This is a genomic window from Teichococcus wenyumeiae, assembly GCF_003696345.1.
In the GTDB taxonomy this organism is placed as follows: domain Bacteria; phylum Pseudomonadota; class Alphaproteobacteria; order Acetobacterales; family Acetobacteraceae; genus Pseudoroseomonas; species Pseudoroseomonas wenyumeiae.
Window position 1 is genome coordinate 19,356 of the sequence record NZ_RFLX01000005.1, and the last position, 25,887, is coordinate 45,242.

26 protein-coding genes are annotated in these 25,887 nt (G+C 71.2%); 17 read left to right on the top strand and 9 right to left on the bottom strand.

Annotation, left to right across the window (positions count from 1 at the left end):
* Positions 1-39: 39 nt before the first annotated feature.
* The gene (locus EBE87_RS08745; RefSeq protein ID WP_120640726.1) at positions 40-849 is read right to left on the bottom strand and encodes a siderophore-interacting protein; all 810 of its coding nucleotides are present in this window, start codon (positions 847-849) and stop codon (positions 40-42) included.
* 186 nt (positions 850-1,035) lie between these two features.
* Between EBE87_RS08745 and EBE87_RS08750 the strand changes: the two genes are divergently transcribed.
* Genes EBE87_RS08750 through EBE87_RS08760 form a run of 3 tightly spaced genes read left to right on the top strand, consistent with a single transcriptional unit; the run spans position 1,036 to position 4,027 of the window.
* Entirely contained in the window at positions 1,036-2,166 is a 1,131-nt protein-coding gene (locus EBE87_RS08750) for an ABC transporter substrate-binding protein (RefSeq protein ID WP_120640725.1), read from the top strand.
* Entirely contained in the window at positions 2,163-3,233 is a 1,071-nt protein-coding gene (locus EBE87_RS08755) for a FecCD family ABC transporter permease (RefSeq protein WP_120640724.1), read from the top strand. Before EBE87_RS08750 ends, EBE87_RS08755 begins: the two co-directional genes overlap by 4 nt.
* Positions 3,230-4,027, top strand: coding sequence for an ABC transporter ATP-binding protein (locus tag EBE87_RS08760; protein WP_199707912.1), 798 nt, complete (start codon positions 3,230-3,232; stop codon positions 4,025-4,027). The genes EBE87_RS08755 and EBE87_RS08760 overlap by 4 nt, the downstream gene beginning before the upstream one ends.
* A 63-nt stretch (positions 4,028-4,090) precedes the next feature.
* Here EBE87_RS08760 and EBE87_RS29655 read toward each other — a convergent pair whose 3' ends face one another.
* The 3 genes from EBE87_RS29655 to EBE87_RS08780 form a co-directional block, all read right to left on the bottom strand.
* Positions 4,091-5,173, bottom strand: a complete 1,083-nt coding sequence (locus EBE87_RS29655) for a YsnF/AvaK domain-containing protein (protein WP_233553449.1) — start codon at positions 5,171-5,173, stop codon at positions 4,091-4,093.
* Positions 5,174-5,191: 18 nt separating this feature from the next.
* A complete protein-coding gene (locus tag EBE87_RS08775) occupies positions 5,192-5,614 on the bottom strand; it encodes a DUF2382 domain-containing protein (RefSeq protein WP_120640723.1) in 423 nt (140 codons plus the stop codon).
* 130 nt (positions 5,615-5,744) lie between these two features.
* Complete coding sequence (locus EBE87_RS08780; protein ID WP_120640722.1) at positions 5,745-6,236, bottom strand: hypothetical protein; 492 nt, start codon at positions 6,234-6,236, stop codon at positions 5,745-5,747.
* 172 nt (positions 6,237-6,408) lie between these two features.
* On the opposite strand from EBE87_RS08780, the gene EBE87_RS08785 reads away from it, so the two are divergent.
* The 9 genes from EBE87_RS08785 (at position 6,409) to EBE87_RS08825 (ending at position 16,117) form a co-directional block, all read left to right on the top strand.
* On the top strand, positions 6,409-6,831 hold the full coding sequence (locus EBE87_RS08785; protein ID WP_120640721.1) for a DUF3830 family protein: 423 nt from the start codon (positions 6,409-6,411) through the stop codon (positions 6,829-6,831).
* Positions 6,832-6,970: 139 nt separating this feature from the next.
* Positions 6,971-7,780, top strand: coding sequence for a TrmH family RNA methyltransferase (locus tag EBE87_RS08790; protein WP_122139977.1), 810 nt, complete (start codon positions 6,971-6,973; stop codon positions 7,778-7,780).
* An 89-nt stretch (positions 7,781-7,869) separates the two neighbouring features.
* Positions 7,870-8,868: a Bug family tripartite tricarboxylate transporter substrate binding protein gene (locus EBE87_RS08795; RefSeq protein ID WP_120640796.1), complete on the top strand. Its 999-nt coding sequence runs from the start codon at positions 7,870-7,872 to the stop codon at positions 8,866-8,868.
* A 333-nt stretch (positions 8,869-9,201) separates the two neighbouring features.
* Positions 9,202-9,825 (top strand): DedA family protein, encoded by a 624-nt coding sequence (locus EBE87_RS08800; RefSeq protein WP_120640798.1) that lies wholly within the window; start codon positions 9,202-9,204, stop codon positions 9,823-9,825.
* A 32-nt stretch (positions 9,826-9,857) separates the two neighbouring features.
* A complete protein-coding gene (locus EBE87_RS08805) occupies positions 9,858-11,420 on the top strand; it encodes a TerC family protein (protein WP_120640795.1) in 1,563 nt (520 codons plus the stop codon).
* 9 nt (positions 11,421-11,429) lie between these two features.
* A complete protein-coding gene (locus EBE87_RS08810; protein ID WP_120640794.1) occupies positions 11,430-11,858 on the top strand; it encodes a YqaA family protein in 429 nt (142 codons plus the stop codon).
* 118 nt (positions 11,859-11,976) lie between these two features.
* Entirely contained in the window at positions 11,977-14,019 is a 2,043-nt protein-coding gene (locus tag EBE87_RS08815; RefSeq protein WP_122139954.1) for a hypothetical protein, read from the top strand.
* Between the two features lie 87 nt (positions 14,020-14,106).
* Positions 14,107-14,970, top strand: coding sequence for a DUF2272 domain-containing protein (locus EBE87_RS08820; RefSeq protein ID WP_120639910.1), 864 nt, complete (start codon positions 14,107-14,109; stop codon positions 14,968-14,970).
* Positions 14,971-14,986: 16 nt separating this feature from the next.
* Positions 14,987-16,117 carry an NADH:flavin oxidoreductase/NADH oxidase gene (locus EBE87_RS08825; protein ID WP_120639911.1) on the top strand — a complete coding sequence of 377 codons (1,131 nt, stop codon included), beginning with the start codon at positions 14,987-14,989 and terminating at the stop codon, positions 16,115-16,117.
* A 33-nt stretch (positions 16,118-16,150) separates the two neighbouring features.
* On the opposite strand, the gene EBE87_RS08830 is transcribed toward EBE87_RS08825, so the two are convergent.
* The gene (locus tag EBE87_RS08830; RefSeq protein ID WP_120639912.1) at positions 16,151-16,696 is read right to left on the bottom strand and encodes a DUF1003 domain-containing protein; all 546 of its coding nucleotides are present in this window, start codon (positions 16,694-16,696) and stop codon (positions 16,151-16,153) included.
* A 177-nt stretch (positions 16,697-16,873) separates the two neighbouring features.
* Between EBE87_RS08830 and EBE87_RS08835 the strand changes: the two genes are divergently transcribed.
* From EBE87_RS08835 to EBE87_RS08850, 4 genes are read left to right on the top strand one after another with little or no spacing between them, the layout of a single operon-like run.
* Positions 16,874-17,410 (top strand): invasion associated locus B family protein, encoded by a 537-nt coding sequence (locus tag EBE87_RS08835; RefSeq protein WP_120639913.1) that lies wholly within the window; start codon positions 16,874-16,876, stop codon positions 17,408-17,410.
* 21 nt (positions 17,411-17,431) lie between these two features.
* On the top strand, positions 17,432-18,658 hold the full coding sequence (gene rlmN / locus EBE87_RS08840) for a 23S rRNA (adenine(2503)-C(2))-methyltransferase RlmN (RefSeq protein ID WP_120639914.1): 1,227 nt from the start codon (positions 17,432-17,434) through the stop codon (positions 18,656-18,658).
* A gap of 4 nt (positions 18,659-18,662) precedes the next feature.
* A complete protein-coding gene (locus EBE87_RS08845; RefSeq protein ID WP_120639915.1) occupies positions 18,663-19,871 on the top strand; it encodes an MFS transporter in 1,209 nt (402 codons plus the stop codon).
* Positions 19,872-19,905: 34 nt separating this feature from the next.
* A complete protein-coding gene (locus tag EBE87_RS08850; protein ID WP_120639916.1) occupies positions 19,906-21,144 on the top strand; it encodes an MFS transporter in 1,239 nt (412 codons plus the stop codon).
* Between the two features lie 302 nt (positions 21,145-21,446).
* Here EBE87_RS08850 and EBE87_RS08855 read toward each other — a convergent pair whose 3' ends face one another.
* Positions 21,447-22,100: a hypothetical protein gene (locus EBE87_RS08855; protein ID WP_120639917.1), complete on the bottom strand. Its 654-nt coding sequence runs from the start codon at positions 22,098-22,100 to the stop codon at positions 21,447-21,449.
* Positions 22,101-22,281: 181 nt separating this feature from the next.
* Between EBE87_RS08855 and EBE87_RS08860 the strand changes: the two genes are divergently transcribed.
* The gene (locus EBE87_RS08860) at positions 22,282-22,809 is read left to right on the top strand and encodes an ankyrin repeat domain-containing protein (RefSeq protein WP_120639918.1); all 528 of its coding nucleotides are present in this window, start codon (positions 22,282-22,284) and stop codon (positions 22,807-22,809) included.
* 63 nt (positions 22,810-22,872) lie between these two features.
* Here the strand turns inward: EBE87_RS08860 and EBE87_RS08865 are convergent, their stop codons facing one another.
* From EBE87_RS08865 to EBE87_RS08875, 3 genes are read right to left on the bottom strand one after another with little or no spacing between them, the layout of a single operon-like run.
* Positions 22,873-24,282 carry an NAD(P)(+) transhydrogenase (Re/Si-specific) subunit beta gene (locus EBE87_RS08865; RefSeq protein ID WP_120639919.1) on the bottom strand — a complete coding sequence of 470 codons (1,410 nt, stop codon included), beginning with the start codon at positions 24,280-24,282 and terminating at the stop codon, positions 22,873-22,875.
* 4 nt (positions 24,283-24,286) lie between these two features.
* Positions 24,287-24,697, bottom strand: a complete 411-nt coding sequence (locus tag EBE87_RS08870; protein ID WP_120639920.1) for a proton-translocating transhydrogenase family protein — start codon at positions 24,695-24,697, stop codon at positions 24,287-24,289.
* A 12-nt stretch (positions 24,698-24,709) separates the two neighbouring features.
* Complete coding sequence (locus tag EBE87_RS08875) at positions 24,710-25,870, bottom strand: Re/Si-specific NAD(P)(+) transhydrogenase subunit alpha (RefSeq protein WP_120639921.1); 1,161 nt, start codon at positions 25,868-25,870, stop codon at positions 24,710-24,712.
* Between the last annotated feature and the right edge of the window lie 17 nt (positions 25,871-25,887).

Genomic DNA, 25,887 nt, shown 5'->3' on the forward strand with positions numbered 1-25,887 from the left:
TGCCGCCCCCCTCCTCAATCCGGCGTAAGAGGCGCCGCCTCAGCCCTCCAGCGTCTCATGACTGGCGGCGGCGCCGTGCTTCCAGTAGCCGGAGGCCTTCACCGCTGCCTTGTCCAGCCCGTGCCGCTCCAGCAGCACGGCACGCAGCGCGCGGGCCACGGCGGATTCGGCGGCCACCCAGGCATAGCCCTCGCCTTCCGGCAGTTGCAGGCCAGCCAGCGCCGCCACCAGCGCCTCCGGCTGCCCCGGCGCGGCGCCGTCGCGGTGCAGCCAGGTCACCGAGACCTCGGCTGCGGAGGGCAGCGGCTGCTCGGCCGAGGCATCCGCCACCTCGGCCAGCACCAGGGCACGCGGACCGGCAGGCAGCTCGGCCAGGCGGCGGGCGATGGCGGCCAGCGCCGTCTCGTCCCCCGCCAGCAGGTACCAATCCAGCCCCTCAGGCGGGATAAAGGAGCCGCGCGGGCCACCGACGCCGATGCGCTGCCCCGGCGCCGCCTGCGCCGCCCAGGTCGCGGCCGGGCCTTCCCCATGCAGCACGAAGTCGATCTCCAGCTCCGTTTCGCTGAAGCGGCGGGGGGTATAGTCGCGGGCGGCCGGGCGGGGGCCTTCGGGATAGATGGGACCATTGGGGCCGGGGGTCGGCAGCAGCGGCTCGGCCTCCCCCGGATGCGGGAAGAAGAGCTTCACGTGGTCGTCGAAGCCGGCGCTGACGAAGCCCGCCAGGGCCGGGCCGCCCAGGGTGATGCGGCGCAGGTGCGGGTTGGGCTGTTCCACCCGCAGCACCTCCAGCAGGCGGAAGCGCAGTTCGTGGCGCACGCGCCGGGCCGCGAGGGAAGAGGTCGTCGTCATGTCGGAGAAGCTCCGTGGTCGGAAGTGCCGGGCCTGGGCCGGACGCGGCGGGCCCGGCATGGCGGGCGGCGGCGGGAAGCGTCCCGGGGCCGTCCCCAGCGGGACCGCCCTTATGATATTGCAAATCGTTTTCATCGGGTCTAGCCCGCCTTGCCCATCCCGCCTCCCGGTTCCGGAGACCCGCCGATGCTTCGCCGTGCCCTGGCTGCTGCCTGTTGCGCCGCTGCCCTGCTCGCCCAGCCCTGGGCCGCGGCACGGGCCGCCAGCGTTACCGACCTCGCCGGCCGCAGCGTGGAACTGCCGGCGCGGGTGGAGCGGGTAATCCTGGGCGAGAGCCGCATGCTGCCGGTGCTGGCCATCCTGGAGAAGGGCGACCCCACCGCCCGGCTGGTGGGCATGCAGGACGATCTGCGGCAGGTGGACCCGCAGGGCTATGCCCAGTTCCGCGCCGTGGCGCCCCGGCTGGACGAGATCCCCCGCCTCGGCCGCAGCAGCAGCGAGACCTTTTCCGTCGAGCGCGCCATCGGCAGCGTGCCGGACCTGGCGATCTTCGGCGTGGACGGCCATGGCCCCGGCGCGCAGTCCCGGCAGGTGATCGAGGCGCTGGAAGCCGCCGGCACCGCCATCGTCTTCGTCGATTTCCGTGGCGACCCGCTGAGCAACACCCCCCGCTCCATGCTGCTGCTGGGTGAGGCCCTGGGCCGGCAGCAGGAAGCCGAGGCCTTTGTCGCCGAATGGCGCAAGCAACTGGCTCTGGTGACGGAGCGGCTGGCCGAGTCCAAGCCCCGCCGCCCGCGCGTCTTCCTGGAAAGCCGCGTCGGCTTTTCCGAGGACTGCTGCGACACCATGGCCCGCGCCATGATGGCGCATTTCCTCGACGCGGCGGGGGCCGAGAATACCGGCGCCGCCCTGGTGCCCGGCGCCACCGGCAAGGTCTCGCTGGAGAAGCTGCTGGCGGACCAGCCGGAATTCTGGGTGGGCACCGCCGTCGGCGCCGTGGGCGCGGCGCCGCAGCCGGGCCATGCCCGCATCATCCTGGGCCATGGCGCCACGTCGGAGCTGGCGCGCGCCACCCTCGACGCCGCCCTGGCCCGCCCCGGCGTGCGGGAGCTGGAAGCCGTGAAGGCGCGCCGGGCGCTCGCCATCTGGCACAGCTTCTACAACTCGCCCTTCAACGTGGTGGCGGTGCAGGTGCTGGCGAAATGGCTGCATCCCGACCTCTTCGCCGACCTGGACCCGGAGGCCACCATGCGCGGACTGTACGACCGCTTCCAGCCCGTGAAGCTGGACGGCACCTTCTGGGTGGCGGCGCAATGAGCGGCCAGGGCCTCGCCGCCGCCCCGGCACCGGACAGCCTCGCCGCCGGCTATGCCGGCTTCGTGCGGCGGCGCTTCATGCTGCTGGGCCTGCTGGCCGTGGCGCTGCTGCTGGCGCTGCTGGCCGATATCGCCACCGGGCCGGCGCAGCTTTCGCTGGGCACCGTGGTCTCCGGCCTGATCGACCCGGCCAGCCTGCCGCGGCCGATCCAGGTGATCCTGTGGAACGTGCGGCTGCCCTACGCCATCATGGCGGTGCTGGTGGGCGCCTCCCTCGGCCTTTCGGGCGCCGAGATGCAGACGGTGCTGAACAACCCGCTCGCCTCACCCTTCACGCTCGGCGTCTCGGCGGCGGCGACGCTCGGCGCCTCGCTGGTCATTGTCATGGGCGTGGGGCCGCTGGGGCTGCCACAGCATATCGCGGTGCCGATCGGCGCCTTCGCCTTCGCCGCCGGCGCTTCCGTGCTGGTGCAGGCCATGGCGCGGATGCGCGGCACGGGCGTCGATACCGTGGTGCTCTTCGGCATCGCGCTGGTCTTCGCGCTGAATGCCGCGGTCGCCCTGCTGCAGTTCATCGCGGATGCCGAGACGCTGCAGCAGATCGTCTTCTGGGGCATGGGCTCGCTGGCCCGCGCCACCTGGCCCAAGATCGCCGTGGTGGCCATCGTGCTGGCGCTCTGCCTGCCCTTCTCCATGATGGGGGTGTGGAAGATGACAGCGCTGCGGGCCGGTGAGGCGCAGGCGGAATCGCTCGGCATCGACACCGCCCGCCTGCGGCTGGTGGTGATGCTGCGCGCCAGCCTGCTGGCGGCGACCGCCGTGGCCTTTGTCGGCACCATCGGCTTCGTGGGTCTCGTCGGCCCCCACATGGCGCGGCTGCTGCTGGGCGAGGACCACCGCTTCTTCCTGCCCGGCGCCGCCCTGGCCGGGGCGCTGGTGCTGTCGCTGGCCTCCATCGCGTCGAAGATGCTAGTGCCGGGGCTGATCATCCCGGTGGGCATCGTCACCTCCCTGGTGGGCGTGCCGCTCTTCCTGGCGCTGCTCTTCGGCAAGGGACGCGGGCAGTGAGCACCCAGCAAAGCACCGGCCTGCTGCTGCAGGGCGTCACCGCCGGCTACCGCAACCGCCGCGTCATCGAGGGCTTCGACCTGCCGGCCCTGCCGCCGGGCACGCTGCTGGGCCTGCTGGGGCAGAATGCCGCCGGCAAGTCCACCCTGCTGCGCGGCATCGCCGGGCTGGGGCGGGCCAGCGGCACCATCGCGCTGGATGGCGTCTCCCTGCCCGCGCTTTCAGCGGCCAGGCGCGCGGCGCTGGTCGGCTACCTGCCGCAGAGCCTGCCCTCGCCTTCCCCGCTGGTAGCCTATGAGGCCGTGCTCTCCGCCTGCCGCGCCGTGCGCGGCGACCTCAGCCACGCCCAGGCCGAGGCCGCCATTGCCCGCGCCTTCCAGAACCTCGGCATCACCCATCTGGCGCTGCGGCGGATGAGCGAGCTGTCCGGCGGCCAGCGGCAGATGGTGGGGCTGGCGCAGGTGATGGTGCGGGAGCCGAAGCTGCTGCTGCTGGACGAGCCCACCAGCGCGCTGGACCTGCGCTGGCAGCTTTCCGTGGTGCAGGCGGTGCGGGATGCGGTGCGGGCGAGCGGCGCCATCGGCATCGTCGCCATCCACGACATCAACCTGGCCATCCGCGCCTGCGACCAGGTGGCGGTGCTGGCCAAGGGCCGGCTGCTGGCCGCAGGCCCGCCGGCCCAGGTGGTGACGCCGGACGTGCTGGCGGAATCCTTCGGCGTCGCCAGCCGGGTGGAAGCCTGCTCCCAGGGCGTGCCCGTGGTGCTGGTGGACCGGGCGCTGTCGGTGGTCTAGGCAGGCCGGAGGCGCCGGCACGCGGTGCCGGCGCCTCCCTGCGTCACGGGCCCGCCCGCCGGGTCAGACCTTGTCGTCCGGCAACGGGGTGCCGGTCTTGCCCGTGGTGTCGCGGGTATCCTCGACCTTCACGTCCTGGCGGCGCACGGTGCCCTCCACCGTCTCCGTGCGCTCGGTCGCTTCCTTGTTGATCGAAACCTCCTCCACCACCCGGGCTTCCTTGGAAACCACGGGCTCCTCCCGGTGCTCCACCGCCTCAATGGTCTGCTCGCGGAAGGCGTCATCGGCATCGCTCAACGGCCGGTCGACGGGGCGGCGCTGCACTTCCACATATTCCTGGCGCAGCGAAACCTGCTCGGACACCGGTGTCTCAACCACATAGGCGCGGACACGGACACGGCCCTGCTGCGTGTCGCGCTTGCCGACGCGCAGCGTCTCCTGAACAACGGGGATCACGCCTTCCTCGCCGGTGCGGCCGTTCCCGGTAGCGGCCATGCCGCTGCCGCCAGTTCCGCCGTTTGGCGCCGCGCCGAGCCCGGAGCCCGCGATGCCCAGGCCGGGTCCCGTGGTCGTTCCGGTGCCGGTGCCGGTGCCGAGGTTGCTGTCCTTGAACTGGCTGGTTTCGGCCGCTGTGGCGCTGCCTGGCTTGGCATCCCGGCCCGTTCCGGCGGCAGCGCCGATGCCGGTGCCGGCCGCCATGCCGGCACCAAGCCCGGTGGCGGCGGCGCCGGTGGTGGTGCCGGTGGTGGTGGCACCGGTGGTGGTGGCACCGGTGGTTGTGCCGGTGTCAGGCTGATAGCCCTGCCAGCCGCTGCTGCGCCATTCCTGCTCCCGCGCATCCAGATCGACGGCGCCATGTTCCTCGAAGACATCCATGGCATGGGTCACCTGGCCTTCCTCCAGCTCCGCCGCCAGCAGATAGCCGCCACGGCGCAGGCCCTCGGAATAGGCGTAGCGATCCTCGTCCGGCACAAACAGGCTCTTCAGCGAAGCCCAGAAGCCTTCGGGCTCCGGGTTGTCCATGGCGGTGCCATTGCCGTGCAGGGTGATGCGGGTGCGATCCACGCCGTCATGGGTGACGAGGTGGTCGATCACGGCCTCCGCGGCGCCACGGGTATCGAACAGGCCAGTAATGGTTCGGGTCATCTTGGGTCCCTCAGCGTGTTATGGGGAGCCGGCGGACCCTGATTCATCAGGACGATCCAATTCATTGGGTGCCAGCCTCTCAATAACCGCGCGCTGCACACGCCGTTCCACTGGCTGTTCGACGATTTCATCTATTTCATCGAAACGGACATGAACTTCTTCTTTTAGGTATAATTTTTTTACTACTACGAGAACTTCCTCAACCACCGGGATGATCAGCACGCCACCCTCCTCGCGTGTTGCCGGTGCCTGGTCGATTTCCTGCCCTATCGGCACCCGCTGTACCCGGGCGCTGCGGCTGCGCAGGGTTTCACGCACCGTTTCCTCCACCGTTTCCGTGCGGACGGAAACGCGGACGCGGCCGGTTTCCAGCAGCTTCTTCTCGACCCGGAGTTGTTCCTCGCTCAGCGGGAGCATGGTCTCGGGCTGCTTGGCCGACATGATGGCTCACCCCTCAGGACTGCACGGTATCAACGCGCCCGCCGGCACGCCGGTTCCAGCCGCAGCGGCGGCCGGTGGCTCCTTTGGTCAGGCGGAAGCTGGCGCCCGTGATGCGTCTGCCGGGCTGTTCTCAGCGCGGCGTGGTGTCGGCGATGTAGGACCGCGCCCGCCCATCGCCGACATCAGGCTCCCGCTGGCCGCTGCGCGGCTGACCCGCACCGGGGCTCGAGGCCATGCCGCCCGGCGCGCCGGTGCCGGCGGCCGGCGGGACGTAATCCTTCCAGCCTTCCGCCCGCCACCGCGCCAAGAGGCTGTCGAGATCGACGGCGCCATGGGAGGTGAAGACGCTCAGCACATGATCCACCTTGTCTTCTGGCAGTTCGACGGCCACCAGGTAGCTGCCGCGCCGGATCGCCTCGGCATAGGCGTGGCGGGCGGAATCGGGAATGAACAGGTGCAGCATCGAGGTCCAGAAGCCGTCGTGCTCGTAGCCGTCGTCGGCTTTGTCGGGGCCATGCAGGGTGATGTGGCTGCGGTCGATGGAATCGTGGCTCATCAGGTGGTGGATGACCGATTCGGCGGCGCCGCGCGTGCTGAAAAGGCCTGTGATGGTGCGTGTCATGGGGTGCGCTCCCTTCCGCCCGCGCAGCGTGGCGCCCTGGCGGCATGGTGGGGTTCTTTTGCTGAACAAAACCCTGCCCCGCCATGGTCGTTGCAGCCGGTCCCGCTGGCGCTGGTCCCCCGCCCGCCGGGCCGCTAGACATGCCGGGCCTTCCGCACAGGAGTTCCGAGCCTTGGCCGACATCCGCATCGACATCGGTGGCGAAATCTTCTCCGCCCGCTTCGAGGAAGCCGCCGCGCCGCAGACGGTGGCCCGCTTCCGCACCATGCTGCCCTACCGGGACCGCATCATCCATGTGCGCTGGAGCGGCGAGGCCTGCTGGATCCCGATGGGCGAGCGCGACCTGGGCGTGGGCTTCGAGAACGCCACCCGCCACCCGGCGCCGGGGCAGGTCATCGTCCATCCCGGCCATGTGACGAACATGAGCGAGACCGAGATCCTGGTGGCCTATGGCCCCTGCTCCTTCGGCTCCAAGGCGGGGCCACTGGCCGGCAACCACTTCCTGACCATCACGGACGGGCTGGACCGGCTGGCCAATGTCTGCCGCTCCGTGCTCTGGGACGGCGCCAAGCAGATCACCTTCAGCGCCGCCTGAGGCGCCAGGGCGGCCCCTCACAAGCCCGAGGCGGCCGCCCCCCCTACCCTCCTGGCACCGGCCCGCTGACGCCCTGGCCGCCAGGAAGCGCCGCTGAAATCCCTTGGCGGCGGCGCCCGGTGGCGGCAGAGACGCCGGCATGACCCTGCCGCCGCGCCGCCTGCCGCCCCGTCCTTCCCCCGCCCCGCGCGACCCCGCGCCCGCCGCCCCGCCGCGCCCGCCCCAGCCGCGCGCGCCGGAGCCGGACCGGATCTGCGGCCCCGTGGCGGTCGCCGCCCTTTTCGCGCACCGGCCGCAGGCGGCGCTGCGGCTCTTCTACCTGCCGACCCGGCGGCTGGAGGCCGGTCCTTTCTGCGCCCAGCTCGCCCGCACCCGGAAGCCCTACCGGGAAGTGCCGGCGGCGGAGCTGGCCAAGATCGCCGGCACGATGCATCACGGCGGCATCGTCGCCATCGCCCAGCCGCGTGCCGTGCCTGCCCTGCCGGCCGCCGAGGCGCTGCCGGGCAAGCTGCTGCCGGTGCTGGACGGCATCGGCAACCCGCACAACCTGGGCGCCATCGCCCGCTCGGCGGCCTTCTTCGGCTGCGAGGCGATGGTGATCTCGGGCGACCCGCGCCAGGCTGGCCTTTCGGATTCCGCCTGGCGCACCAGCGAGGGTGGGCTGGAGGCCCTCTCCCTCTACCGCGCCGCCGACCTGCCCGCCGCCCTGGCCGCCCTGGCGCCGCGCTTCCTGACGGTGGCCGCCGTGGCGCGCGGGGGCGAGCCGCCCGAGGCCCTGGCGGATGACCCCCGCTCCGTGGCGCTGGTGCTGGGCAACGAGGAACAGGGGCTGGCGGCTTCCACCATCGCCGCCTGCGAACGGCAGGTCACGCTGCCCGGTTCCGGCGCCGTGGAAAGCCTGAATGTCTCGGTGGCGGCGGCGGTGCTGATGCATGCGCTGCGGCGATGACACCCTTTCTGCGTCGCAAGAACCCCTTGCTCCGGCGATGACAAAAGGGTGAAACCCCTGTCGGACCTCAGCCGGAGCCTCCCAAGACCATGACCATCAGCCGTCGCGCCATCCTCGGCGCTGCCGCCACCTTGCCCTTCGCCACCCCCAGCATCCTGCGGGCGCAGGATAACTTCCCCTCCCGCACCCTGCGCATCGTCGTGCCCTACGCGGCCGGCGGCTCGGTGGACCTGACCGCCCGCCTGATCGCGGAAAAGCTGCAGGCCGAGCTTGGGCAAAGCGTGGTGGTGGACAACCGCGGCGGTGCCGGCGGCAACCTGGGCGTTTCCGAGGCCGCGCGCTCCGAGAAGGACGGCCACACCATGGTGCTGGCCTCCGCCTCCATCCTCTGCGCCAACAAGTTCCTGTACCGGAAGTCGATGCCGATCGACCCGATCAAGGACCTGGGCCCCATCACCCGCGTGACCACCGGCACGGTGTTCATGACGGTGAATGCCAACAGCCCCTACAAGACCTTCCAGGACGTCATCGCGGCGGCCAAGAAGGATCCGGGCAAGCTGACCATGGGCTCCTCCGGCACCGGCACGGTCAGCCACCTGACCATCGCCAAGGTCTGCAAGGTGACGGGCGCCGACATCACCCATGTGCCCTATCGCGGCGGCGCCCCGGCACTGCAGGACCTGCTGGCCGGCAACATCGACATGATGTTCGACGTCATCCCGCTCTCGATGTCCAACGTGCGCGAAGGCCGCCTGCGCGTCCTGGCCGCCGCCTCGGCCGAGCGCGTGACCTATTCGCCGGAACTGAAGGACGTGCCGGCGATGAAGGAGCTGCTGCCCGGCAGCAACATCGACATGCAGTCCTGGTACGGCATGAACCTGCCGGCCGGCGTGCCCGCCGACCGCGTGGCCAAGCTGCACGCGGCGATGGTGAAGGTGGTGGATAACAACGACTTCCGCGGCAAGATGGAGCCCAACGGCTTCACCACCGTGGTGGATGCGAGCCCCGCCGCCTATGGCACCTACATGCAGGAGCAGGAAAAGTTCTGGAAGGGCCTGGTCGAGGATTCGGGCGCCAGCCTGGACTGATCGCCGGACAGGCGGGCGGGCGGGGCCAAAGAGGGCTCCGCCCTCTCTGGACACTCCCGCTGGGGTGACAGTGTCACCCCAGGCCCCGCCATCTGTCTGGCGGCGTGTCCCGCCGGAGGTCCATGCGGCCTTCGGATCTTCCGGGAAGCCTGCGGCCCAGGCCACGCGCCGGCCCGGGCGGCCCAAGTGAAAACTGACAGCGGGGCCCCGGGGTGGACTGTCCACCCCGGCGGGGGTTCCAAGGGGGCGGCGCCCCCTTGGCCCCGGATGACATTTCGTGTCTCCCCCTTTTGAGCCCTGGCAGCCGCACCCCCGACCTGTTACCGGATGTTCATGTTGGAAGACTGGACATCGGGCTTCGAGGCCTGGTTGCGCGCGCATGCCGCCTGGGGTGCGCCGCTGACCTTCGTGATCGCCTTCCTGGAATCCTTCCCCATCGTCAGCATCCTGGTGCCTTCCACGGCGCTGCTGCTGGGCATCGGCGCGCTGCTGGGGGCGGAGATCCTGCCCCCCGGCCCGGTGCTGCTGGCCTGCGTGGCGGGCGGCATTCTGGGCGATGCGGCGGGCTACTGGCTATCGCGCGCCATTGGCGGGCGGCGGGTGCGGCGCTGGCTGCCGGCCTCCTGCCGCCGGCCTTATGCCTGGTCCGTGGTGGTGTTCCGCCGCTGGGGCTGGTGGGCGGTCTTCATCGGCCGCTTCCTGGGCCCGATGCGCGCCGTGACGCCGTTGGTCGCCGGCGTCACCGGCATGGGGCAGCGCCGCTTCCAGAGTGCCAATATCCTCTCCGCCCTGATCTGGGCCCCGGTGATGCTGATGCCGGGCAGCATCGGCGGCTGGCTGGCGCGGCAGATGGGACCGGAGACCAATCCGCTGGCCCTCGCAGCCGTGCTGGGCGGCATCGTGCTGCTCTGGCTGGGCTGGCAGCGCTTCCGCCCCCGTATCGCCGCGCCCCGCTGACCACGACCGCTTTCCGAGGCTGATAGCCGTCCATGGAATGGATTGCCGACCCCACCGCCTGGCTGGGCCTGGGGACCTTGATCGTGCTGGAGCTGGTGCTCGGCATCGACAACCTGATCTTCATTGCCATCCTGGCGGACAAGCTGCCGCCGGAGCAGCGCAACCGCGCCCGCCTCATCGGCCTGGGGCTGGCGCTGCTGATGCGGCTGGGGCTGCTGGCGGCCATCTCCTGGATCGTGGGGCTGACGGCGCCGCTCTTCTCGGTGGCTGGCATCGCCATCAGCGGGCGCGGGCTGATCCTGGTGCTGGGCGGCCTCTTCCTGCTGTTCAAGGCTACGATGGAGCTGCACGAGCGGCTGGAAGGCGGCCACGGGGCCAAGGAAGGCCCGCGCGTCTGGGCCAGCTTCTGGCAGGTGGTGGCGCAGATCGTGGTGCTGGACGCGGTCTTCTCGCTGGATTCCGTCATCACGGCCGTCGGCATGGTGCAGCACCTGTCCATCATGTACATCGCGGTGGTGGTGGCCATGGCGGTAATGGTGGCCGCCAGCCGGCCGCTGATGCGCTTCGTCTCGGCGCATCCGACGGTGGTGATCCTTTGCCTCGGCTTCCTGCTGATGATCGGCTTCAGCCTGATCGTCGAGGGCCTCGGCTTCCACTTCCCCAAGGGCTATCTCTACGCCGCCATCGGCTTCTCCATCCTGATCGAGGCCTTCAACCAGCTCGCCCGGCGCGGCCATGCCCGCGCCATGAGCACCGGCGACCTGCGGGACCGCACGGCCATGGCCGTGCTGCGCCTGCTGGGCGGCGGCCAGGCGGAAGCCGAGCCGGCGCGCGAGGCGGATGGCGAACCCCCGCCGCCGCCGGCCTTCGGGCCGCAGGAACGCTCCATGGTGCAGGGCGTGATGGCGCTGGGGGAGCGGCCCGTGCGCTCGATCATGACGCCGCGCAACGAGGTGGTCTGGCTGGATATCGAGGACCCGCCGGCCGAGCACCGCCGCACCCTGGTGGAAAGCGGCCGCTCCCGCCTGCTGGTCTGCCGCGGCCGGGTGGAGGAGATCGTCGGCGTCGCCCTGGCCAAGGACCTGCTGCGGGACCTGCTGGAGCATGGCGCCATCGACCCCGCCCGCTCCATCCGCCCGCCGCTGGTGGTGCATGACCGGCTGGACGTGCTGCGGCTGATGGAGCGGCTGCGCGGCGCCCCGGTGCAGATGGCGGTGGTGCTGGACGAATACGGCACGCTGCAAGGTGTCGCCACGCCCACCGATATCTTCGAGGCCATCGCCGGCGAATTCCCCGAGGGCGAGGCCGGCCTGCCGCTGATGGAGCAGCAGGCCGATGGCGTATGGCTGCTGGACGCGCATCTGGATCTGCACAGCCTGGACCGCCAGCTCGGCACCCGGCTGGCGGATGAGGCGGGGCAGTATTCCACCGTCTCCGGCTATCTGATGGCCCGGCTGGGCCGGCTGCCGGTGCTGGGGGACGTGGTGCAGGTGCCGCAGGAATCCGGCAGCCTGGCCTTTGAGGTGACGGCGGTGCAGGGCTTCCGCCCCGCGCGCCTGCGGCTGCGCCAGAACCCCGCCGAAGCCCAGGGCTGAGCCGCGCCGGTGGAGGCCCTGGCGGCCTATGGCGGGCTCTTCGCCGCCGCCTTCCTGGCCGCCACCCTGCTGCCGGCGCAGTCCGAGGCGCTGCTGGCCGCCCTGCTGCTCGGCGGCCAGCACCCGGCCTGGGCGCTGGTGGCCGTGGCGGGGGCCGGGAATGTCGGCGGATCGCTGGTCAATTACGGGCTGGGGCGGGGGCTGGAGCGGTTCAGCGAACGGCGCTGGTTTCCCGTCTCCGCCGCCGCCCTGGCCCGGGCGCAGCACGCCTATGCCCGCCATGGCCGCTGGGTGCTGCTGCTGAGCTGGCTACCGGTGGTGGGGGACCCACTGACCCTGGTGGCCGGGGTGATGCGGGAAAAGCTCTGGGTCTTCCTGCTGCTGGTGACGCTGGGCAAGGTCGGCCGCTATGCCGCGCTGGCGGCGATGCTGGGCTGAGGCCGGCAGGCTGGCTTGATACATGGAGCCGGGATGACGGCATCCTTACGGGCCTGCACAGCCCCGCCCGAGGGGGTTATAGGATAGGGCCGACTGAACGCCGCACCGGATCTCTGCCATGCCCGATATGCTTCGCCCCCCCGAGCGGGACCGCCTGATCGCTTATCTTGAGCGGAATCTGGCGCGCCCCCGGCAGCTCGGCGGGAGGGAGGTGCTGGCGCTGCGCGACAATCCTGCCGGCGGCTCGCCCGAGGCCGAGCTGTGCTGGACGGCCGATGCGGCGGCGGCGGTGGAGCTGCTCTCCATGCCCGCCCTGCGGCCACGCTGGGCCGCGCTGGGGGACGGGCTGACCGACTTCCTGCTGGCCATGGGCGAGGACACGCTGCTGCATGACCGCACCGCCCGCACCGGCTGCGTGGTGGACAACCTGGACCCGCGCGAATTCCGGGTGCTGACCGGCACGCATGAATTCACCGGCGACCTGTCGCGCGGCCTGGTGCGGCAGGCGCTGCGCGGCCCCGCCGCCAGCCGCCACAGCGGCCCGGCCACGGTGCGGGAGGTGCTGCATACCGGCAACCTGGTGGAATTCCGCATCGGCAAGAGCAGCCATTGCCTGGATGTGGAAGACACCGTCGTCCGCTTCGGGCTGGTGCCGCAGGAAGGCGGCGGCGTGGTGCTCTTCCATGAAAGCGAGCTGCGCGCCCCGCATGGCCTGCTGCGGCGGGAAGGCGTGGTCGGCACGCTGCGCTACGAATACATCGTGAGGCCGGAAGACCCGCGCCTCGGGCTGCGCGTCTCGCTGCAGGCGGCGCGCGGCGTGTCGCTGAGCGAGGTGCGCGTCACCACCGCGCTGGACGAGCTGTCCGGCGGCCCGCCGGAGCGCCCCTTCGGCCGCATCGTGCTGGGCGCCGAGGGCCGCCTGCGCCCGCTGCGGCTGGAGGCCGAGACCCTGGCCAACCTGCACCAGGGCCCGGCCCATTCGCTGAGCCTGGTGGAGGAAGCGCAACCCGCCGCCGCCACCGGCCTGCACCTGCACATGCCCTCCGCCCAGCGGCTGCGCAGCATCAAGCTGGCGACGCGGGCGGTGGAGGGCGCGGTGCGGCCGCACTGGCTGCTGACCCGCTACCAGGCCGCCACCCTGCCGGCCGGCGAGAGCTTCACGGTGGAGGAGGAGCGGCTGCTGGCCGCCGGCACCCTGGCGGCTTCCGAGCACGCCTATGCCGCCCTGCTGGCCCAGCCGGCGCGGCTGGCCGGCCGCGACCCCGGCACCGGGGAAGCGCAGGGGCTGGCGCTCAATGCCGTGGCGGCGCAGCTGCTCTTCGCCACCAGCGGCGCCTATCAGGAAGCCGAAGCTCCGCCCCTGGCGCCGGAGCGGCTGGCGCGGCTGCGTGCCTGGTACGACCGGCATGTCCTGGCCTTCTTCGCCGCCATGGCCGATGCCGTGTCCGCCGATGCGCTGGCGGCGCCGCTGCGCCCCGGCCGCGTCGGGCTGCGCGGGCTGAGCTTCGCGTTGCTGTCGCTGGAGATGGTGACGCGCCTGCCCGCCGTGTCCGGCGCGCCCGACTACCACGCGCTGCTGCGGACGGGGCTGGAGGCGCTGCTGGCACGGCAGGACACCACCGATTCCGAGGGCACCTTCACCGAGGCCGGCGGCGAGGCGGCGCTGGACGGCCATGCCGCCGCCATGCTGCTGCTGGCCCGGCTGGCGCTGCGGCAGCCGGAGGAACGGCTGGCGGCGGCGCTGCGGCTCGGCCTGGCGGCGCTGCGGCTCGGCCCCTCACTGCGCGGCGGGGAGCCGCGGGCGCAGCACCACCCGCTGCTGCGCCTGCGGCGCGCCGATGGCATCTGGTCCGGCGACGACGGCTTCCGCTCCGCCAAGCTGGGTGTGCTGATGCGCGCCATGGCGGTGCTGACGGAGGCCGAGAAGGCCGGCGCCGTGCCGCTGCAGCCGGCGGAGCGCGAGCATATGCAGGCCATCTTCGATACCTGCTTCCGGCTGCTGCGCGGCCGTGTGCGGCTGCAGGGGGAGGATCTGGAGGTGCTTTCCAGCCCCGTCGCCAGCGCCGGCGACGCCGCCACCCAGCCCCTGGTGCTGCTGGCGCTGCTCTCGCCGGACGAGGCGGCGCTGGCCGCCGGCGCGCCGGCGCAGCAGCCGGCCTGAACCGGCGGAAAGCCCCGCCCCAGCTTGGAAGCGGCGGCCAGCGCGGCGATAAGGCGGCTCCGCGTCCACGGAGGAACCGTCGCGCCCATGCCTACCGCCTTCCGTCTCGCCCTGCCCCTGCTGGGCACGCTGCTGCTGGCCGCCTGCGCCACCTCCGCCCCGCCGCCGCCGCCCCCGCCGCTCTCCTATCCCGCCTCGGCGCGGGAGCGGATGCAGCGCATCGCGCTGGAGGAATGGGCGGAATGGGGCCGCATCGTGGTGCGGGACGGTGCGCCCCGCCCGGCCGGGCCCAGCCAGGAATCGCGGCTGGCCAATTTTCCCCGCGTGCTGGCCTATTGGCGCGCGGTGGAGGGCGAGGGCCGCGCCGCCATCGACCGCAACCGCGACCGCTATGCCACGGTGCTGAGCTACCCCGAGGCCCCCGGCGGCATCTGGAGCGAGCCGGCCTGGTCGGCCGCCTTCATCTCCTTCGTGCTGCGCAACGCGGGCGTGGACCAGCGGGAATTCCCGCCTTCCGCCGCCCATGCCTTCTACATCGACGGCATGCTGCGGGACGCGGCAACCTTCCCCGCCCAGGCGCCCTTCATCCCGCGCGCGGTGGAGAGCTACGCCCCCGTGCCGGGGGACCTGGTCTGCGCCGACCGCTCCCGCCGCCCCCTGCTGTCCTGGCAGGAGCGGCTGGCCGAGGCCGGGCAGTTCCGCCCCATGCATTGCGACATCGTGGTGGCCACCGGGCCCGGCACCGTGCAGGCGGTCGGCGGCAACATCGCGGATGCCGTGACCTTGTCGGTTTTTGCCACTGACTCGGCAGGTCGGGTATTGGCACGGCCGCCGGGACAGCCCACTTGGTTCGCCATATTCGAAAACCGCCTGGGCCGCCTGCCGCCCTTTGGCGGGCCTGCCGCCACCACGCCCATCGCGGCGCGCGGGGGCCCGGGCCCATCGTCCTGAACGGAGATCTCCCCCTTTGACCGACCTTTTCTCCCCGATCACGCTGCGCGGGGTGACGATCCGTAACCGCATCGGCGTCGCGCCGATGTGCCAGTATTCCTGCGACCCGCGCGGCGATGCCGCCGGCAAGGCCACCGAGTGGCACCTGGCGCATCTGCATGCCCGCGCCATCGGCGGCGCCGGCCTGGTGGTGACGGAAGCCACCGCCGTGACGCCGGAAGGCCGCATCACGCCGCAGGACCTGGGCCTCTGGAGCGACGACCAGATCGCCGGCCATGCGCGGCTTGCCCAGGTGATCGCCTCGACGGGCGCGGTGCCGGGCACGCAGATCGCCCATGCCGGCCGCAAGGCCAGCACCAACCAGCCCTGGGTCGGTGGCGTGGCCGGCGACGACGCGCATGGCTGGGAGCCGCTGGCCCCCAGCGCCGTGGCCTTCCCCGGCCTGCGGGAGCCGCGCGCGATGTCGGAGGCGGAGATCCTCTCCACCATCGAAGCCTTCGCCGCCACCGCCCGCCGTGCCGTTAAGGCCGGCTACCGCTTCATCGAGCTGCACGCGGCGCACGGCTACCTGCTGCACCAGTTCCTCTCGCCGCTGTCCAACCAGCGCAACGACGCCTGGGGCGGCGACTTCGCCGGCCGCAGCCGCATCGTGCTGGAAGCGGTGAAGGCGGTGCGCGCCGTGATGCCGGACGACATGCCGCTGGGCATCCGCTTCTCCCACACCGACTGGCTGGACGGCGGCTGGACCACCGAGGAGACGGTGGAGCTCTCCCGCCAGGTGAAGGCGCTGGGCGTGGACCTGGTGGATGTCTCCTCCGGCGCGCTGCTGCCGGCCAAGATCCCGCTGGAGCCGGGCTACCAGGTGCCGGGCGCCCGCGCGGTGCGGCATGGGGCAGAGGTCGCGGTGGCGGCGGTCGGCCTGATCACCGAGCCGAAGCACGCGCAGGAGATCCTGGAGGCCGGCGACGCCGACATGATCTTCCTGGCCCGCGCCCTGCTGCGCGACCCCTACTGGCCGCTGCATGCCGCCGAGGCGCTGGGCCGGGCGGAAGCCTTCCAGGCGCCGGCGCAGTATGACCGCGCCTGGGGCGCGGCCGGCACCAAGGGGGTGGACTTCGCCACCGCGGCGCCGCTGCCAGTCCTCTGAGGCCGCAGGGGCCGGGCACCCTGGTGCCCGGCCTCATTGCTCCTGCTGGCGCGCCTCCAGCGCATCCAGCACCACCTCGGGCGCCACGTCCTTCGTGGCCTCGCGGATCTCGGGGTCGGCGGCGGCCTCGATGCCCATCTTCTGCGCCATGGCGGTGACCAGCGCGGTCAGCGTGGTCAGCTCATGTTCCGCCAGCAGGTTGATCTGCAGGTCCAGGTCGGCGCGCTTGTCGGCCGCCGCCGCCATGCGGTTCTGGCTGATCAGCACGAAGGTGGAAAGGAAGATGGCCTCCACCGAGGCCACCATGGCCAGCACCACGAAGGAAGGGTCGAAGCGTGGCACCCCGGGCACCAGGCCCAGGTTGATCACGATCCAGCCGCCATAAAGCGCCAGGTGCAGGTAGACGAAGCGCATGCTGCCGGTGAAGGCGGTGATGGCCTGGGCCACCCGCTCTTCCCGAGTCGCATCGGCGGCCTCCTGGCGGCGGCGCTCTTCCAGCGCCTCGATATTGCGCCGAAGCGCGGCGCTGAGGCTGTCCGGCCGGGGGGGCGGCACGGTGGGGGTGACATTCTCTGGCATCTGGGCACCCTCCTTGGCCGGCAGTGCTTGCCGGCGCTGGATAAAGCCTGGCCCGCCAGACCAGTTGCGGTGAGCAGCTTGGCCTTGGCCGCCATCCGTTGCGATAAGCGGCGCACGCGTATCGGACTACCTCTTTGCGCGGTTGCGGTGCGGCAGGGCGAACCTTAATTGGAGGGCATGACACGGCTCCTCCCCCTCCTTCTGTTGCTGGGCGCCACCGGCGGTTCGCTGGTGGGCATGTCCGGCTTGGCATTGGCACAGCAGAAGCCGGCCCCTGCCGGCCCGCGCGCGCTTGGCACCTTCCAGGACTGGACGGCTGCGACCTATGCCGAGGCCGGCAAGAAGGTCTGCTACGCCTTCACCCGCGCCAGCAAGACGGAGGGCGCCGGCAGCCGGCAGAATGTCATGCTGACCGTGACGCACCGGCCGCAGGGGCGCGACCAGGTCGCCGTCCGTGCCGGCTACACCTATGCCCGCAATGCCGAGGTCGAGGTGAAGGTGGGCTCCAACGAGTTGCCCTTCTACACCGCGCAGGACAATGCCTTCGCGCGTGAGGGCGCCAAGGCCGTGGCGGCCTTCAAGGGCGGCGCCGATGCCGTCTCCACCGGCCCCGGCCCGCAGGGGCGCGGCAAGGCGACCGATACCTTCTCCCTGTCCGGCTTCTCCGCCGCCTATGACGCCATCAGCAAGGAATGCCCGCCCGGCCGTCGCTGAGGCAGCATTCGGAATCCTGTCATGACCCATCCCGCCGCCGCTGACGTCAGCCTGCCCCCGGTCGAAGCCGACCTGACCGCGGCCGAGCGCGCCCGCATCCTGGCCAAGTCCGCCCTCTTCGCGCCCCCCGACGCCACCCTGGCGGACGGGCGCCGCGAGCTGGTGGGCCTGTCGCGCGAGGAACTGGCGGCGGAGATGGTGGCGATGGGCGAGAAGCCCTTCCGCGCCAAGCAGCTCTGGCACTGGATCTACCACCAGGGCGTCACCGACTTCTCCAAGATGCCTACCATCGCCAAGCCGATGCAGGCCAGGATGGCGGAGCGTTTCGTGGTCGGCCGCCCCGGCGTGAACCTGGAGCAGACCAGCACGGACGGCACGCGCAAGTGGCTCTTCGGCTTCCGCGACGGGCAGCAGGTCGAGACCGTCTATATCCCCGACCAGCAGGAAGACCGCGGCGCCGTCTGCATCTCCACCCAGGTGGGCTGCACGCTGAGCTGCAAGTTCTGCCACACCGGCACGCAGAAGCTGGTGCGCAACCTGGGCGCGGCCGAGATCGTCGGCCAGTTCATGGCGGCGCGCGACAGCTACAACGAATGGCCCAGCCCGACGGACGGCACGCCGCGCCTCTTGTCCAACATCGTCATCATGGGCATGGGCGAGCCGCTCTATAACTACGAGAACACCGCCAAGGCGATGCGCATCATCATGGACGGCGAGGGCATCGGCCTCTCCCGCCGGCGCATCACCCTCTCCACCTCCGGCGTGGTGCCGATGATGGACAAATGCGGCGCGGAACTCGGCGTCGGCCTCGCGGTGTCGCTGCATGCCGTGCGCAACGACATCCGTGACGAGATCGTGCCGCTGAACCGCAAGTATCCGATCGAGGAGCTGATGGCCGCCTGCCGCCGCTACCCGGCGGCCTCCAACGCGCGGCGCATCACCTTCGAATACGTCATGCTGAAGGGCGTGAACGACTCGGAGGCCGATGCGCGGGAGCTGGTGCGGCTGCTCGACGGCATCCCGGCCAAGGTGAACCTGATCCCGTTCAATCCCTGGCCCGGCAGCCCCTACGAGACCTCCTCCAACAACGCCATCCACCGCTTCGCCAAGGTGGTCTCGGATGCCGGCTATTCCTCGCCCATCCGCACTCCGCGCGGGCGCGACATCCTGGCCGCCTGCGGCCAGTTGAAGACCGAGAGCGAGCGCAAGCGCGCCGCCAGGCCCGCCGCCGCCCCGGCCGCGGCGTAACGGCATGAGCGAGCAGGCGGTGGGCAAGACCGCCCCGGGTGTTTCCTCCGGGGCGGCGGCCTCCACCGTCCTGCCGTTGCTCTCGCTGGCGGCCTTCGCCACCGGCTGCGGCATGCGGATGCTGGACCCGCTGCTGCCGACGCTGGCCGCCGACCTGCGCGTCACAGTGGCGGAAGCCGCCATCGTCATCTCCGCCTTCGCCCTGCCCTATGGCCTCTGCCAGATGGTGCTGGGGCCGTTGGGGGACCGTTTCGGCAAGCTGCGCGTGCTGGTGCTGGGGCTGCTGCTCTACAGCCTGGCCATGGCCGCCTGTTCCCTGGCGGGCAGCCTGGGGCATCTGGTGGCGCTGCGCGCCGTGACCGGCGGGCTGGCCGGGGCCATCGTGCCGCTGGCCATGGCCTGGATCGGCGACAACGTTCCCTATGCCGACCGGCAGGCCACCCTGGGCCGCTTCCTCACCGGCATGGTCATGGCGCAATTGCTGGCCGGGCCGCTCTCCGGCGTAGTGGGGCAGGCGCTGGGCTGGCGCGCCGTCTTCCTGCTGGTGGGCGCCCAGGCGCTGCTGACGGGCTTCGGCATCATGGCCGTGCTGGGGCGCAAGCTCTGGCACCCGGACAAGCCCGCCAGCGCCGGCAGCGGCTTTTCCCGCTATCTCACCCTGCTGCACCGCCCCGCCGGACGGCGGCTGCTGACGGCGGCCTTCGTTGACGGGCTGCTGCTCTTCGGCGGCGCCTTTCCCTTTATCGGCTCCTACCTCATCCAGGTCTTCCACCTGGAAGCCTGGCAGGCCGGGCTGGTGGTGGCAGGCTTCGGCCTTGGGTCTCTGGTTTATACCCGCATGGCGCGGCTGCTGGTCTCGCGCCTGGGTGAGGCCCGGGTCTCGCTGGTGGGCGGGCTGGTGCTGGCTGCCGGCCTCGGCGGCCTGGCCCTGGCGCCCAACTGGTGGGTGGTGGCGGCTTTGCAGGCGCTGCTAGGCCTCGCCTTCTTCATGTTCCACGGCACCTTGCAGGCCCGCAGCACCGAGGCCCTACCGGAAGCCCGCGCCACCGCCGTTTCCGCCTTCGCCATGGCGCTGTTCCTGGGCCAGGCGCTGGGCTCAATCTGCTTCGGCGCCGTCATGGCCCGCGCCGGCTATCCTGGTGCCTTCCTGATCGCAGGTGTCGCGATGGCGGCCCTGGCCCTCTGGACACGCGCCACCCTGCTGGCACGATAGCCGCCACCTGCCACACGGATTCAAGCAGATACCAATGAATAACAGGGAGGGCTCGGCCGCCTTCGTGGCGCCGCTGCTCGTGCTGGCCCTCGGCCATATGATCTCCAACCTGCTGCGCACGCTGCCGGCCATCTCGGCCGATGTGCTGGCGCGCGACATCGGCACCACGCCGGAAGGGCTGGCCTCGCTGACCGGGGCCTATCACCTCACCTTCGCCATGGGGCAGATCCCGCTCGGCGTGGCGCTGGACCGCTTCGGCGTGAAGCCGGTGGCCCTGACCCTGCTCGGGATCGTCACGCTGGCGGCGGCGGCCTCGGCCATGGTGAGCGGCCCGGTGGGCTTCCTGCTGACCCAGGTGGCGCTGGGCCTGGGCAGCTGCGGCGCCCTGCTCTGCCCCATGACGCTGGCGGCCAAGATCCTCAGCCCCGCCAAGTTCGGCCTCTGGTCCGGGCTGATCCAGGGCACGGGCAATGCGGGCATGCTGCTCTCCGCCAGCCCGCTGGCCTGGGTGGTGGAGCATTCCGGCTGGCGCGCGGGCTTCTGGGTCGCCGCCGGGCTGGCGCTGGTGGTGGCCCTGCTGGTGGCCAAGCTGGTGCCGGCGCCCGTGCCCGCCGCCATGCCTCCTGGCCCCCGCCCCTCCCTGCTGGCCGAGGCGCGGGAGGTCATCCGCCTCGGCCTGTCCCGCCGCCTGCGCGGGCTGGTGCTGCTGGCCTTCGCCTCCTTCGCCGTCATCATGGGGCTGCGCGGGCTCTGGGGCGGCCCCTGGCTGATGGAGGTGAAAGGCCTCAGCCGCATCGAGGCCGGCAACCTGCTGCTGCTCTTCACCGTGGCGCTGATCGGCGGCGCCATGCTGAGCGGCATGCTGGACCGCATCCTGGGCCACCGCCGCCTGCTGCTGGCCCTGGGCCATGCCGGCGCCAGCCTCTGCCTGCTGCTGCTGGTGGCCGGCGGACCGGGCGGCTGGCTCTCCGAGATCCTGGGGGTGCCGATGCTGCCGGCGGCCTACGACGCCGCACTCTTCCTGGCCTTCGGCCTCGCCATCACGGTGCAGCCGCTGGCCTTCGCCATGACGCGCGCCCTGGTGCCGCCGGAACAGGCGGGCAAGGCACTCTCGGCCGTCAACCTCTCCTTCTTCCTGGGCACAGCGGTGCTGCAGGCGGCCTCCGGCCCCGTGGCGGCGGCCTGGGGCATCGGCGCGGCGCTGGTCTTCCTGGCGCTGGCCAACCTGGTCTGCACCGCCTTCTTCATGGCGACCACGCGGCAGCAGGCCTGAAGCGGGGCTGGAGGCCGGGGCCAAAGAGGGCTCCGCCCTCTCTGGACGCTCCCGCCGGGGTGGAAAGTCCACCCCGGACCCCGCTGCCAGTTTCGGGTCAAGACCGGACAGACACGGCGCAGCGCCAGCCACCAGCATTGAAAATCGGACAGGGCCACGCGGGCTGAGGCCGCAGTCGCCGGAGGTCCAGGACCTCCGGCGCCCCTCCGCGTCACTGAACAAATGGCGGGGTCTGGGGTGACCCTGTCACCCCAGCGGGGAAGGTCCGGAAGGGGCGGCGCCCCTTCCGGCTCCGCCCTCCCTCAGCGGAAGGTCAGTTCCCGCGTCGCGCAGAGGTTCACGTCCCGCCGTTCCTCGCTGCGGCCGTCGTCCCAGACGATGCGCAGGTCGTACTGGCATTCGCCGTCGGGCAGGCGGATGGTGCGGCGGCCATGGGCGCGCAGCATCTCGCGACCCAGCTGGTCCTGGCCCCAGTCATCCTCGTTGCTCGGGCTGGCATAGATTTCCCGCACCGGGCTGTTGGCTTCGTTGCGCAGGGTGAAGCTGGGGTCGCCGCCCTTGCCGCCCTGGCGCTGCGCCTGCCGCGCGCCGGTGCGCTCGGGCGTGCCGATCACCACGTCGCGGTCCAGGCAGGTGTCGATGTCCCGCCGCTCCTCCACCAGCCCGCCTTCGAAGCCGATGCGCAGGTCGGTGCGGCAGCCGCCCTCCGGTGCCATGCGCACCGGCAGGTTGGCGCCATTCGCCAGGGGGCCCCGGCTGTCCAGCCGGTTGTCGCCCCAGTCACTGCTGTCGAGCGGCGAGGCGTAAAGGCGCTCGATCACCCGGTTGCTGCGGTTGATGAGGTTGAAGGAACCGTCCTGGTCCCCCGCCGCCTGCGCGGGTGCGGCCGTGAGGGATGCCGCCAGCAGGCCGGCCAGGCCTAGGGCGGACAGGAGGTAGGGCGCGGGACGCGGCATCGGGTGGCTTTCCTTCGTGGCTCACCACCGGGCGCGGCTGCGCCTGTGGCTTGACAGCAAGTTGTTGGCCTGATGCCGGCTTTGACAAGCCGGGCGGCACGCAAGATCGCGGGAGAAGTCAGCCTGCCGCAACGCATCGTGCTTCCCTATCTTTGCACCCAGAACGATGCCGGAGCCTGCCATGCCCCCCGCCGAAGCCACCCCGCCGCAATGGGACGAGGAGATCCTGGCCTATGCCGCCCAGGTCTTCCAATGCGCCCGCGCCGGCGATGCCGAGACCATGCGCAACCTGCTGGCGCGCGGCCTGCCCGCCAACCTGACCAACGACAAGGGCGACACGCTGCTGATGCTGGCCAGCTACCACGGCCACCTGGAGACGGTGCGGACCCTGCTGCACCACGGTGCCGACCCCAACCGCCTGAACGACCGTGGCCAGACCCCGCTGGCCGGCGCCGCCTTCAAAGGCTTTCCCGAGATCGTCTCGCTGCTGCTGGAGAAAGGCGCGGAGGTCGATCTCGGCGGCGAGGATGGCCGCACCGCCCTGATGGTCGCCGCCATGTTCAACCGCCGGGACATCGTGACGCAGTTGCTGTCCTTCGGGGCGGACCCGCACCGCCAGGATGCCCAGGGCAAGACGGCGCAGATGGTGGCCGAAGCCATGGGCGCCGCCGAGACGGCGCAGCAACTGGCGGCGCTGAGCTCGCCCTGAGGGCCGGGCGCCAAACTCGAAGAACGAAGATGGGGTCCGGGGAATTCCTTCCCCGGCCTTTCCTTACTTCTGCAGTGCCTGGACGATCTGCTGCGTCACCTTCTTGGCGTCGCCGAAGAGCATCATGGTGTTGTCGCGGAAGAACAGCTCGTTCTCCACGCCGGCATAGCCGCTGGCCATGCCGCGCTTGATGAAGAACACCGTCTTGGCGCGCTCCACGTCCAGGATGGGCATGCCGTAGATGGCGGAGGACTTGTCGGTCTTGGCCGCCGGGTTGGTCACGTCATTGGCGCCGATCACGAAGGCGACGTCCGCTTCCGCGAATTCGGGGTTGATCTCCTCCAGCTCGTGCACCTCCTCGTAGGGCACGTTCGCCTCGGCCAGCAGCACGTTCATGTGGCCGGGCATGCGGCCCGCGACGGGGTGGATGGCGTAGGAGATCTCGGCGCCTTCCTTCTTCAGCAGGTCGCCCATCTCGCGCAGCACCTGCTGCGCCTGCGCCACCGCCATGCCGTAGCCGGGCACGATGATGATCTTGGATGCGTTCTTCATGATGTAGGCGGCGTCCTCCGGGCTGCCGGACTTCACCGGGCGCGCCGGCTGCGCGGCACCACCGCCCGCCGCTGCGCCACCGGCCTCGGCGCCGAAGCCGCCCAGCAGCACGTTGATGATGCTGCGGTTCATGCCCTTGCACATGATGTAGGACAGGATGGCGCCGGAAGCGCCGACGAGGGCGCCGGTCACCACCAGCAGCAGGTTCTGAAGAGTAAAACCGATGCCCGCCGCCGCCCAGCCGGAATAGCTGTTCAGCATGGAGACCACGACCGGCATGTCGGCGCCGCCGATCGGGATGATCAGCAGGAAGCCCAGCGCCAGCGCCAGGATGGCGATCAGCCAGAACAGCACGCCACTGCCGGTGGCGACAAAGGCGATGACCAGCACCACCAGCAGCACGCCGAGGCCGAGGTTCAGCCAGTGCTGGCCCTTGAAGGTAATGGGCGCGCCGGACATCAGCGCCTGCAGCTTGGCGAAGGCGATGACGGAGCCGGAGAAGGTGATGGCGCCGATGGCCACGCCCAGCGACATTTCTACAAGTGACCCGCCATGGATGGCGCCGGCATGGCCGATGCCGAAGCTCTCGGGATTGTAGAAGGCGGCGGCTGCGACAAAGACGGCGGCTAGGCCTACCAGGGAGTGGAAGGCGGCCACCAATTGCGGCAGCGCCGTCATCTGGATGCGGCTGGCGAGCACGGTGCCGACCGTGCCGCCGATGGCGAGGCCCGCCAGCACGATAACGATGCCGGAGAGTTCCATCCCCGGCCGCAGCAGCGTCGCCACGATGGCGATGCCCATGCCGATCATGCCGTAGAGATTGCCGCGGCGGCTGGTGGTGGGATGGGAAAGCCCGCGCAGCGCCAGGATGAAGAGGACGGAGGCGACGAGGTAAGCCAGGGTGGTCAGGGACTGTGCCATGGCCTCAGCCCTTCTTCTTGCCGGCGAACATGGCCAGCATCCGTCGCGTGACGAGGAAGCCGCCAAAGATGTTCACCGCCGCCAGCGTCGCGCCCAGGAAGCCGAAGAACTTGGCGATCCAGCTATCCCCCAGGCCCGTGGCCAGGATGGCGCCGACGATGATGACGGAGGAGATGGCGTTGGTGACGCCCATCAGCGGGGAGTGCAGCGCCGGCGTCACGTTCCAGACCACGTAGTAGCCGACGAAGCAGGCCAGCAGGAAAATGGTCAGGAGCATCAGGAAGGGCTCGGCGGCCTGGGCCACCGGGGCGATGGGGGCCAGGGTGTTCTCGGCCATCATGCGGGCCTGGGCGGCCATGGCCAGCGCGCGCTCGGCGGTGGTCGTCGCCTGGTTGGCGAGGTCGGTCGGGTTCATCTCTCGCCCTCCTCAGGCGGCCTGGGTCAGTTGCGGGTGCACCACGGCCCCGCCGCGCGTCAGCACCACGCCGCGCACGATCTCGTCGTCTTCCGGCAGGCGGGGCGCCTTGGCGTCCTTGTCCCAGAAGGTGGTCAGGAAGGTCAGCAGGTTGCGGGCGTAGAGCGCGCTGGCGGCACCCGCGATGCGGCCCGGCCAGTTGCCGTAGCCCAGGATCTTCACGCCATTGCCGGTGACGATGGCCTGCCCCGGCACCGTCAGGGCGCAGTTGCCGCCGGCATCGGCGGCGATGTCCACGATCACGCTGCCGGGCTTCATGCTGTCCACCATGGCTTCCGTCACCAGGGTCGGCGCCTTGCGGCCCTGCACCAGGGCGGTGGTCACCACCACGTCCTGCTTGGCGATATGGGTGGCCACCACCTCGGCCTGCTTGGCGTAGAATTCGGCCGAAAGCTGCTTGGCATAGCCGCCGGCGGTCTGGGCCGCCTTGCTTTCCTCGTCCTCGTAGCCGACGAAGCTGGCGCCGAGGGACTTGATCTCCTCCTTGGCCGCCGGGCGCACATCGGTGGCCGAGACGCGGCCGCCCAGCCGCCGCGCGGTGGCGATGGCCTGCAAGCCCGCCACGCCCGCGCCCATCACGAAGACATTGGCGGCCGGAATGGTGCCCGCCGCCGTCATCAGCATGGGGAAGCCCTTGTCGAAGGCCACCGCGCCCTCGATCACCGCGCGGTAGCCCGCGAGATTGGCCTGGGAGGAGAGGATATCCATGCTCTGCGCCCGGGTGATGCGCGGCAGCAGCTCCATGGAACAGGCCTGGAGCCCGGCATCGGCATAGGCCTTGGCGCGCTCGGGGTTGCCCAGCGCCTCCAGCGTGCCCAGCAGCAATGTGTCGCGCGGGATGAGGGACAACTCGTCCACCTCGCCCTCCCCGGCGGCCAGCGGCGCGCGGACCTTCAGCAGGATGGCGGCGCCGGCCAGGGCGGCAGCGGCATCGGGGGCGATCTCGGCGCCCGCCTCGCGATAGGCGGCATCAGGGTAGCCGGAAGCCAGCCCGGCGCCGCTTTCCACCGCCACCGCCGTGATGCCGAGGCCGATCAGTTTCTTCACCGTCTCCGGTGTCGCGGCGACGCGGGTTTCCCCCGCACGCCGTTCCTTGAGCACAGCAAGGCGCATCGGCCCCTCCTCCCTCG